The organism is Nesterenkonia haasae, assembly GCF_010119385.1.
Classification (GTDB): Bacteria; Actinomycetota; Actinomycetes; order Actinomycetales; family Micrococcaceae; genus Nesterenkonia; species Nesterenkonia haasae.
Genome location: NZ_VFIE01000027.1, coordinates 99,043 through 109,350, shown reverse-complemented (window position 1 = coordinate 109,350; position 10,308 = coordinate 99,043). Strand labels below are relative to the sequence as shown.

9 protein-coding genes and 1 tRNA gene are annotated in these 10,308 nt (G+C 59.4%); 6 read left to right on the top strand and 4 right to left on the bottom strand.

Going from position 1 to position 10,308, the window contains the following annotated elements:
- From FH975_RS14435 to FH975_RS14420, 4 genes are all read left to right on the top strand, one after another.
- The coding region (locus FH975_RS14435) for a hypothetical protein (protein ID WP_202923275.1) at positions 1–645 on the top strand (645 nt) is incomplete at its 5' end.
- Between the two features lie 116 nt (positions 646–761).
- A complete protein-coding gene (locus FH975_RS14430) occupies positions 762–1,544 on the top strand; it encodes a DUF5819 family protein (RefSeq protein WP_162321920.1) in 783 nt (260 codons plus the stop codon).
- Positions 1,534–2,706 carry an HTTM domain-containing protein gene (locus FH975_RS14425; protein WP_162321919.1) on the top strand — a complete coding sequence of 391 codons (1,173 nt, stop codon included), beginning with the start codon at positions 1,534–1,536 and terminating at the stop codon, positions 2,704–2,706. Before FH975_RS14430 ends, FH975_RS14425 begins: the two co-directional genes overlap by 11 nt.
- A 99-nt stretch (positions 2,707–2,805) precedes the next feature.
- Positions 2,806–2,879: transfer RNA gene (locus tag FH975_RS14420), tRNA-Met, on the top strand.
- A gap of 114 nt (positions 2,880–2,993) precedes the next feature.
- Here the strand turns inward: FH975_RS14420 and FH975_RS14415 are convergent.
- Positions 2,994–3,290, bottom strand: coding sequence for a hypothetical protein (locus FH975_RS14415; protein WP_162321918.1), 297 nt, complete (start codon positions 3,288–3,290; stop codon positions 2,994–2,996).
- A gap of 743 nt (positions 3,291–4,033) precedes the next feature.
- On the opposite strand from FH975_RS14415, the gene FH975_RS14410 reads away from it, so the two are divergent.
- A complete protein-coding gene (locus tag FH975_RS14410; protein WP_153077962.1) occupies positions 4,034–4,876 on the top strand; it encodes a formate/nitrite transporter family protein in 843 nt (280 codons plus the stop codon).
- 143 nt (positions 4,877–5,019) lie between these two features.
- Here the strand turns inward: FH975_RS14410 and FH975_RS14405 are convergent, their stop codons facing one another.
- From FH975_RS14405 to nirB, 3 genes are read right to left on the bottom strand one after another with little or no spacing between them, the layout of a single operon-like run.
- Positions 5,020–6,210: a uroporphyrinogen-III synthase gene (locus FH975_RS14405; protein ID WP_328821906.1), complete on the bottom strand. Its 1,191-nt coding sequence runs from the start codon at positions 6,208–6,210 to the stop codon at positions 5,020–5,022.
- Positions 6,211–6,232: 22 nt separating this feature from the next.
- Positions 6,233–7,036: a uroporphyrinogen-III C-methyltransferase gene (gene cobA / locus FH975_RS14400; protein WP_162321917.1), complete on the bottom strand. Its 804-nt coding sequence runs from the start codon at positions 7,034–7,036 to the stop codon at positions 6,233–6,235.
- Positions 7,033–9,702: a nitrite reductase large subunit NirB gene (gene nirB / locus FH975_RS14395; RefSeq protein WP_162321916.1), complete on the bottom strand. Its 2,670-nt coding sequence runs from the start codon at positions 9,700–9,702 to the stop codon at positions 7,033–7,035. The genes cobA and nirB overlap by 4 nt, the downstream gene beginning before the upstream one ends.
- Before the next feature lie 231 nt (positions 9,703–9,933).
- On the opposite strand from nirB, the gene nirD reads away from it, so the two are divergent.
- Positions 9,934–10,308, top strand: coding sequence for a nitrite reductase small subunit NirD (nirD, locus tag FH975_RS14390; RefSeq protein ID WP_162321915.1), 375 nt, complete (start codon positions 9,934–9,936; stop codon positions 10,306–10,308).

Sequence of the window (10,308 nt, the reverse complement as noted above, 5' to 3'; positions counted from 1 at the left end):
GCTAATGAGGATGCTTCGACGACGGCTTCGGCTGATGCTGATTCGGCTTCAGAGGCCGCGGCTCAGGCTGCTGCCACGGCTGATGCTGACTCCGAGGCTGCTGCTGATGCTTCAGCTGCTGCCGATCCTGACGCCGATGCTGCTGCTTCCGCCGCCGCTACGGCTGATGCCTCTGCGGACGCTTCGGGCACGGCCGATGGGGACGAAGCAACTGATCCATCCGTGACCGTCGAGCCAGACTCGGTACAGGCAGGAGACGAAGTCGAGATTTCAGGCGAAGGCTTCGTTCCCGGCTCGACCGTGACGGTCGTCATCACGGATGCAGACGGAAACGTCGTAGGAACAATCGAAGGCGTCGACGTCGAACAGGACGGTACGTTCGCAGTGACTTGGACTGTGCCTGAGGACACCGAGCCAGGTGACCTTACGGTGACTGCAACCGATGATTCGGACAGCGATATCACCGACAGTGCGACGCTCTCAGTGGTTGTCGGAGCCGACGCCACAGGAGAGTCCACTGATTCCGACGGCCTGGCACGAACGGGCGTCGGAACAATGTGGCTAGTAGTAGGCCTCAGCTTGCTGCTGCTCCTTGCCGGTACTACCGCGCTCGTCGCTAAGAAACGGGCGAAGGCTGCGGTCTAACCTAATATTGCACAAGTCACTCCTACCATGGGTTGACTGTCAGAAATGGCTGGGGCTCGGGCGCTAAGGCGCTCGGGCCCCAGCCCACTGAATTCTCATAGCCCGAAAGAAGACCAATGCACCAGAGCCCCTCACGGCGTTGGGGGCGGATCGTCAAACGAGTAGCTGTGCTGGCTGCCGTGACATTTACCGCTTGGCACCTCTTCGCTACGTTCCTGTGGATAGCACCGCGATCAGATCTACGGGATGTGGTCCCCGGTGAGGCGCTGACGGAATACATGATTCCCTTGTTCGGCCAATCGTGGAGCGTCTTTGCGCCTGAGCCCATCAACGGCGACTATTACTTCGATGTTCGTGCAATTGTCGACGAGGGAGGAGAAGAAGTCGTGACTGAATGGGTGCGGGCAAGCAACGTCGAACAGTCGTTGGCCACCTACCGGCCCTTCCCGCCTCGTGCAGCAAAAATTTCAGTATCACAAGCGTCGGCGCTCAGAGGAGAATGGCACAATCTCACGGCCGACAACCGCGAAATCGTCGAGCTGAACTACTACGAGGGTGATGACTGGTCCGACAGGCTTCAAGCAGCCTTGGAGGACAACTCAGAGAGCCCCGTGGAGATTGAGAACTACCTACGCGAAGAGCGGCGCGCTACCGCGTACGCAACCCAGGTGGCACAAGCGATCTGGGGAGACAACGTGACACGCGTCCAATACCAGGTAGCGCGACAAAACGTCATACCGTGGGCGCAGCGCCACAACCCTCATGCAGAGCGACCCGAAATTCAACCGGTGCCCGTCGGGTGGAGAGGCGTTGTGGTGGAAGATCATCAATCTCAAGACGCCTTTGCCGATTACTTCTGCTCCGCACCGCAAGAGATATGTGTCACTGATGACAACTGAGAAAACGTCCAATAAAGTACTCAAAGCCGAAGACCCCGCGGCGCCTCCCCCAGCAGCGGATGCAGAAAGTTCCGCCACCGCTGTTGTCGCCGGCAGCCTGCGGAGAGCCTTGCATCGAGCACGCGCGCAGGTCAACGCGTGGGAAGCCCTGCTCACGGGCAGTTATAAGGCGACGTACGGCATAGCGGTCACCAGAATTCTCATGGGACTCACAGGGCTCGGTCTCCTCTTGACCAACTTCCGATCCCGTCACTACACCTTCGGTGTCGGCTCAGCGTGGAGTGGCGAAATTGTCGAGCCCATGAGTGACTTCCCGAATATCTGGCTGTTTTCATTGTTTCACCAGGCCGCGCCCACACCCTGGCTCTTCACATTGCTGTACATCGGGTTAGCGCTCCTGGCAATCGTCGTGATTGTGGGCTGGCGGACTCGCATCATCTTGCCCTTCTACTTCGTAGGCTGGGTCAGTTTCATCGAGCTCAACGACTCTGTCGGAGACCAGGGCGACAACGCCTACCGAATGTTTCTGCTCGCGATGCTCTTCACAAACTCTTCCCTGCGATGGTCATTAGATGCCCGACGCCGCAACCGACTCGTCAGAGAGCCCTCCCCGCTAACGGCAAGGTGGCAATGGGCCGCTATCACGGCTCATAATTTGGCCCTCGTCGTCCTAGCGTTCCAAGTCTGCGCGATCTACGTGGCTGGCGGAATGTACAAGGCCGGCGGTGACCCCTGGGCTCACGGATGGGCTATCTACGATCCATTGCAGACGGCGCAGTTCGGCACCTGGCCAGTCTTGTCAGACCTACTCACTGCTTGGGGTCCGCTCGTGGTGGTCATGACCTGGGGATCGCTGATGTTCCAGATCGCCTTCCCTTTCTTGCTCTTCAACCGCTACACAAAATTCATTGCGCTCGTCGGAATTTTGTCATTCCACCTGGGGATCGGACTGCTGATGGGACTGCCCTGGTTCTCGCTAACTATGATCGCCGTAGACGCCATTTTCATCCGTGACCGCAGTTACCTGCGCCTCGCCGGGTGGTTCATCGTGGTGAGGCGAGCAATTCGTGAAGACCCAGCCCCTGAAGAAGCCGACACCCGCCCCACGGGCACCAGAGCTGAGCGGGAAAAAGTCACCGCGTCGAGCGGTCCTCCTGTTTAGCGCGCTTTGACCAGTCGGAGCGCGTGTGGAAAGATTGCTCCTTGGACATTTCCGCACTTGGGGCTGTGAATAAACTGCATCCGGAGCGGATATCGTCGTGGCGGTGTAGCTCAGCTGGTTAGAGCGCACGACTCATAATCGTGAGGTCGGGGGATCGAGCCCCCCCACCGCTACAGAGGTACTTCCTCGTAAACAAAGGAAAAGGGGCCCCTTCTGGTCTGCACCAGCAGGGCCCCCTTTTCGCTTCTGACGGCCTTCTTTGATCATCAGGGCCAGTTTCGAGGCAATTAATTCTGCTCGATGGTCACGGGTCCCGCGTCGGCTTCACACACGGTTTCGGTATCACCAGACCGGTCTACGGACCGTCCCAGCACGACCACGGGACCAACCTTGACTCCGCAGATCTGGGCGATAACTTGGGCGCCCAGCGCGACCCTGACATCTTCCAGGATTGTCACGTCCCCGACGTTGACGTTGACTAGTCCGTCCTGCTCTACCTGAGCGTGCGCGGGCCCGGCCAATACTCCAGCTAGGCACACTCCGCTGATGCTGGCGAGGGCTACGGTTCTGCGTAAAGATTTCATGATATTCCTCCTGTGTTGTAGGTCACATGAGTGTAGGGCTCCTCTTCCCGCCAAACAAGGGTTCGGCAGGGCTTTCGAATTGAGCACACGATGAAGTAATCAGTTGCCCCTGAAGTGTCTCGACGAGGAGGCCTTCCATGACAGACGCTGCAACAGTATTCCCGAAAGTTCCCAGGTCAGCGCGGGAACGGCCACGAAACGCGACACGGTCCTCACGGTAAGCACTGCAACCCGGGAGCGCGGGTTCTCAGCTTCCTTCAATTAAGTCGGGAAAAATGAACAATGGGCATCATCGGTTGGATGAGTCTTTGACTCATTGCCGGCGCTATCACCCTGGCCATCATGCCTGGCGACGCCCCAGGCGGCATACGGGCCACACTCCTCACCGGTGTCCTCGGTGCACTTCTGGGCGGTCGGATCGCGTCCGCAATTTTCGACTTCAACGTCAACGGTGCCTTCTCCGGCCGCACGACTCATAATCGTGAGGTCGGGGGATCGAGCCCCACCACCGCTACAAGTCGCAAAATATCGAAGAGACCTTCGGGCCACTGGTCTGAAGGTCTCTTCGTGTCTCAAGCGCCACGTGCCCGTGTAACAGGCACCTCACAGCGCCAAACGACGTCGGTGAGGCGGGCTTTGCACTGGCTTAACGCCCCGACAACCCCGCGGAAATGCCAACAGTGCACTATTAAACGAACCGCGCCACCAACTTTGGGGCCGTTCTCCGTCAGAAAGAGACACTCATGTCCTATGTGAAACCTTCGGACTTAGCCGTCCGGATGATCGACGCAGGTGCACAAAAGTCCTTCATGTCTACCCGGGACACTATGATCCGCGCCTACATGGGCGGAGCCATACTCGGGCTGGCAGCAGCGTTCGCCATCACCATCACGGCACAGACCGGCAGTGCCCTCGTCGGGGCCATGCTCTTCCCAGTCGGATTCGTTCTCCTCTATCTGATGGGGTTCGACCTTCTCACCGGAGTATTCACGCTGGTCCCGTTGGCCCTGCTGGACAAACGCCGTGGAGTGACCGTCAAATCAATGTTCCGTAACTGGGGCCTAGTATTCCTCGGCAATTTCTTCGGAGCATTCACTGTCGCGGTACTCATGGCAATTTACTTCACCACTGGTTTCGCGACTCCGCCCGATGAAGTGGGTGTGGCCCTCATGGAAATCGGTCACGGCAGGACAGTCGGTTACGCCGAATACGGCGCAGCCGGGATGCTCACTTTGTTCGTCCGGGCGATCCTCTGCAACTGGATGGTCTCCACCGGAGTGGTGGCCGCGATGATGTCGGACAGTGTTCCAGGCAAAGTCATCGGCATGTGGCTGCCCATCATGCTCTTCTTCTACATGGGATTTGAACACTCCATAGTGAATATGTTCCTGTTCCCTGTCGCGCTCCTTATGGGTGGAGACTTCACCGTCATCGACTACCTCATCTGGAATGAGATCCCAACCGTTCTGGGCAACCTACTGGGCGGCCTGATGTTTGTGGGACTTACCATCTACATCACCCACCGGCGCACCGGGCCGAGTCGCGAACTCGCCGTGGAATCCGAAAAGGTCCCAGCTGGCGCCTAAGGCACTTAGGTCTTGACTCCTCGGTAATGGCCCCATCTCTCGATCGGCGTATGACAACCTACGGGTGATACCGCCGAAGAGGGTGGGGCCTTTTGGCCTCTACGCGCAGCGTGGGCGGTCTACTCGACGAAAGCGAGAAACAATCAGACCGCCAGCCGATAACCGCGCTTGACCACCGTTTGGACGACCGAAGAGACCTGAAGAGACTTGCGAAGCCGGGACACCAGCATCTCTAGAGCACGTTCACTGTCACAGTGAGGCAACACATCCAGCAGTTCTTCTCTACTGAGGACAGCACCATCGGCCATCACCAATTCACGCAGGAGCGCCAACGGCGCGGGGGGCAGTCGCACCGGTGTAGCTGAACTCTCCGGGAAGCGCACTTGATGCCCCCGGATCTCCATGGCGCCATAGGCCGTTTCAGCCCGGACGATGTGATGGGACTCCAAATGGTCACAGACCTTTTTGATCAGCGCACCAAGACGCCACCGGTCCGGAATAATGGCCTCAACACCGGCGTCTGCCAAAGGACTCGCGGTGACGGCCCCGACTGCGGCGGTCAAGACATCCGATTGCAAAGCATCAACAAGTTCTTCGCGTTTACCGTACTGCTGGGCGACCCCAAGAAACGCATCAACTGCCGGGGCAGCCGTAAAGGTGACCATATCCAACTGGCGGTCGATTACAGCGTTGATCATTTTCAACAGATCGGAGTCTTCAGCAGGTTTGGTCCAGGTATACGGCATGACCGTGCATACGGAGGCCCCGGCATCTTCTATGCGTTGGACCTGACGGTGATTCAACATGCCGTGGAGCTGAAAGGCGACCGTCTTTCCGTGGAGGTCTTTCTGCAGCAGCATGTCCAGCATGGTGTCGGTGCGTTCGTCCTCAGCTGCCCCGTCGTCGTCCAAACCTGCCGCACGAACCGCGCCACGTGCCTTGGGTCCGCGCACCAAAATGCTCGCATTGCTCAGCGCCGCATAGAGCTCCGGCCATACGCCGTAGGTCTCTGCTGCTTCTGCCCAGCGGCGCATACCGTAGGCGGTGGTGATGATGACGTAGTCCGGGGCCGACGCAATCACCGCATTCGTCTCCTGTTGGAGAGCAACAGATTCCGTCAGGGAGGCAATACGCAGCGCGGGTGCATGGGTCACTTCAGCCCCGCGCCTTTGGAACGCGGCAATCAGCTCTTCACTGCGCCGGTCTGAGGTCACTCCTATGCGGAAGCCGGACAGGGTCTGCGGCAACGACGGTGCGGCGACAGCTTCCCTGGGGAGGGCTTCGGTTTTTTGCGCATGGTCTGATGCCGGCTCTTCAGAGGAGTGTGAGCTCACCGTGGATGCGGCTCCTTCTGTGTCAGGCGTCGGCGGTGGGAGGAGCTGCTGCCGACGCTGCCTGGAGTACCCGCCCATAAACTGCGGAGGCTTCTCCCGTCTCAGGTCCATCAGCAGCCAGTTTAACTACTTCACCGATGACGAGTACCGCAGGGGATCGCAATCGCTGCGTGGCAGCCACAGTGTGAACAGCATCAAGCTCGCTCAGTGTGACACGTTGATCAGCGCAATACCCGTTTTCCACTGTCCCGACTGGCGTCTTTCTTGACAGCCCATGTCGCATCAGACCTTCGACGGTGTGCCCAAGGGTGCCGATTCCCATCAGAATGACGATTGTGCCACCGAGCGTGACCAATCCCTTGAATTCATCTTCTGTCAGAGGATCATGGGCTGAGATGACGGTGAAGGCTCGGTTGATTCCGCGGGCTGTCACGGGTATCCCCGCAGCGGCGGGAACCGATACTGCTGATGTCACACCGGGAACTACTGTCACCGGTACTCCGGCTTCCCGGCATGCGCCCACTTCTTCGCACCCTCTGCCAAAGATGAATGGGTCGCCGCCTTTGAGGCGCACCACATGTTTGCCCTTCAGTGCCCACCGCAGGATCATCTGATGGATGTTCTCCTGGGAAACCCGGTGGTGTCCCGGACGTTTCCCGACGTCGAAGAGCTCAGCGTGTGGCGCCCACGAGCGTAGTTCTTCGGTCGGAGCCAGCCTGTCGTAGAGCACCACATCGGCGGTGAGTAACACGTCACGGGCGCGCACAGTCATCAGGTCGACGGCGCCTGGACCGGCGCCAACGAGAGTTACGTGGCCCATATTCATGTCCCAACCTCCTTCATGGCTACGCCTGCGGGCGAGGATTCAGTGGAACCTTGCCGCTGGAGTTCTTCGCGAACCGGAATCGTAGGGCCGATGAGAACGAGATCAGAGGAATCGCGCTCCTGTTCAGTCGCAGGGCGAATCTGACCCCGTTCGAGGACGTATTTCAGGTCAGTGTCCGGGGACTCAGGAGCGTTAACGAAGCTGCGGAACCGGCGCAGTTTCTCCGGGTCTCGCAGGGTCGCCGCCCACTCGTCTTCATACCGGTCCACATGCTCGGCGATGCTGCGCTCCAAATCTGCGGCCACGCCCAAGGAATCGTGGACCACGACGTCTTGGACGTGCTCCACACCTCCAGGCAGCTCCTCAATCCACCGCGCCGTTCGCTGCAGTCGATCAGCAGTTCGTATGTAATACATGATGTATCGGTCGATATAGGCCACTAGCGTGTCGTCATCGAGATCCTTGGCGAGCAACTGCCCGTGGACAGGGGTGGCGCCGCCGTTACCACCGACATACATGTTCCAACCGTCCGAAGTCGCGATGATGCCCACATCCTTTGCGCGGGCTTCAGCGCATTCCCTGGCGCATCCAGAGACCCCAAATTTCATCTTGTGCGGGGAACGTAGACCCTTATACCGGTTTTCCAGGAAGATGCCCATAGCGACAGAGTCTTGAACCCCGTAGCGGCACCAGGTACTGCCTACGCAGGACTTCACGTTTCGAAGCGCCTTCCCGTAGGCCTGTCCGGATTCGAAACCAGCATCCACCAGGCGCGCCCAGATGCTCGGCAGCTGCTCGAGCCGAGCGCCAAACAGGTCAATGCGCTGGGCAGCAGAGATCTTTGTATATAGACCGAAATCGGTGGCCACCTCTGCGATCACTGCAAGTTTGGCTGGGGTGATCTCTCCGGCGGGGATGCGCGGCATCACGGAGTAGGTACCGTTCTTCTGCATATTCGCCAGCGCCCGGTCATTAGTGTCCTGCAGGCCGCCACGGCCAGTGCCGAGGATATATTCGTCGTGCATTGCCGCCAGCATCGACGCTACAGCAGGTTTGCACACATCACAGCCGAGGTTCGCTGAGGAGTCGGCCGGGGTGCCGAAGTGGTCCACGATCTCCGTGAATGAGCGCAGCTGAGCGGTGCGGACGCCCTCGAAGAGTTCGGAGCGGGACTGTGGGAAGTGCTCGCACATGGCACGGGAAACTTCCACCCCCTGGGAGAGCATCTCCTTCTCCATGACCTTTTTGGCCAGTGGAATGCAGGACCCGCACTGAGTGCCGACCGTTGTACAGGCCTTCAGAGATCCCATGTCCGTACAGGGGGCCGCACCACCTTTGCCCGAGACAGCTTCACGCACAGTGCCTGCGGAGACATCCTTACAGGAACAGATTTGGGCGTCGTCGGGCAGCTCGAGGTCAACTTCTGCACCACTGGAGGCCGACAGAAAAGCTGCTGGCTCAGCCGGAAGCTCACGGCCCAACAGCGGACGCAACGAGGTATACGGCCCGGCATCACCAACGAAGACCCCACCCAGCAGAGTCCGAGCATCATCAGTGACAACCAGCTTCTGATAGAGCCCCTGTGCAGGATCGGCGTAGACGACTTCCAACGCGCCCGGGGTCTCGCCGAAGGTGTCGCCGAAACTCGCAACATCCATTCCAGCGAGCTTCAGTTTGGCTGCCGTGTCGAAACCTTCAAAACTCGCCTGGCCGCCGCACAGCTGGTCAGCGACTACCTCAGCCATCGCATTGGCCGGGGCCACCAGACCCATGCAGATGTCTTCAAAGCAGGCCACCTCACCGATCGCCCATACATTAGGTGACGAGGTCAAGCAGGTGTCATCGATAACGACGCCGCCATTGGATCCCACCATCAGGCCAGCCGCGTGTGCCAACTCATCACGTGGAGTGATCCCAATGGCTGCCACGACCAGATCACAGGGCACATTGCTGCTCCGTTCAAATTCGAGGGTGTACCCGTAGCGTCCGGCATGGTTACTGGACAGTGCCTTCGGGCGCTCTCCCAGCTGCAGGTTATAGCCCTCCTGGGCCAAGAGCCGGTTCAGCGCACGACCACCGCCCTCATCCAACTGAGCGTTCATGAGATGACCACGAGAGTGCACGATGCTCACATCGGCCCCCTGCCCAGCAAGGCCGCCGGCGGCCTCCAATCCGAGGAGCCCCCCGCCGATCACTGCGCAGTGCGGGGTCCTGCCCAGCTGGAGTTTCAGCTCATTAACTTTGCGGACCAGCCAGTCGACGTCGTCGATAGTGCGATAGACGGCGATGTTTTCGCGTCCAGGAATCGGAGGACGCGGTGCGGATGAGCCGGTGGCGAGGACAACGTCGTCGTAGTGCACGTCCTCTCCGTTGGCCAGGGTGACGGTCTTGTCCTCAGGGTCCAGCGCGACTACGGACTGTCCGGTGTGCAGAGCCACTCGAGGGTCGTCCCAGAGGGTGGGTTCTCCCAACAACAGTGCGTTCTCAGGCTCATCGAACCTCTTCGACAGCGCCACCCGGTCGTAGGGCGCCGTGCGCTCTTCGCAGTAAACACTGACGTGCAGGCCAGGGTGCTCCCGAGACAACAGTGCTTCTGTGAGGCGGTGGGCGGCGGGTCCGCCGCCGACCACGACAACATGACGTGTGAAAGGTGGGGTACCAGACATTGGACGACCTTTCCCTGGTGGGTTACCGAGCGTTGACTCGACCCTATGGCGAGTGCGTTTCCGCGCAGTGTCCGTAATGTGATCCGTATGTGACGGCGTCCTCACTGACAACAAGCAGGCATGTGAGACCAGGTTCATGAGGACGTTACACCGTGGTGTTCCAGTGGAAATTCGGCCCTACTAGTGTGAAGCCTGCACGCCGAGCTAAACGTCTCTCCGAAAGGACACTTCATGTCAACGCCAGTTCTGGATCGAGTGAGCACGTCAGCAGACCAAGATTCCAGAGGCAGCTGGCGTGCAGTATGTCCCTTGGATGAGCTGGAGCCCTTCTGGGGTGAGGCCGCTCTTCTGCACGGAGTCCAGATTGCGCTGGTGCGCGTTCCTGAGAATCGTGTGTACGCCGTGGATCATTGGGATCCTCGTGCCCAGGCGAACGTCATGGCCCGGGGGATCATCGGCTCGTCCAAAGGTAAGACCACTGTGGCCTCACCGATCTATAAGCAGGTCTACGATCTCAAAACGGGAGAGTGCCTCTCCGAACCCGGACCGGCGCTGACCGCCTATCCCACCAGAGTGATCAACGGCCAGGTGCAGGTCTTCCTCTAA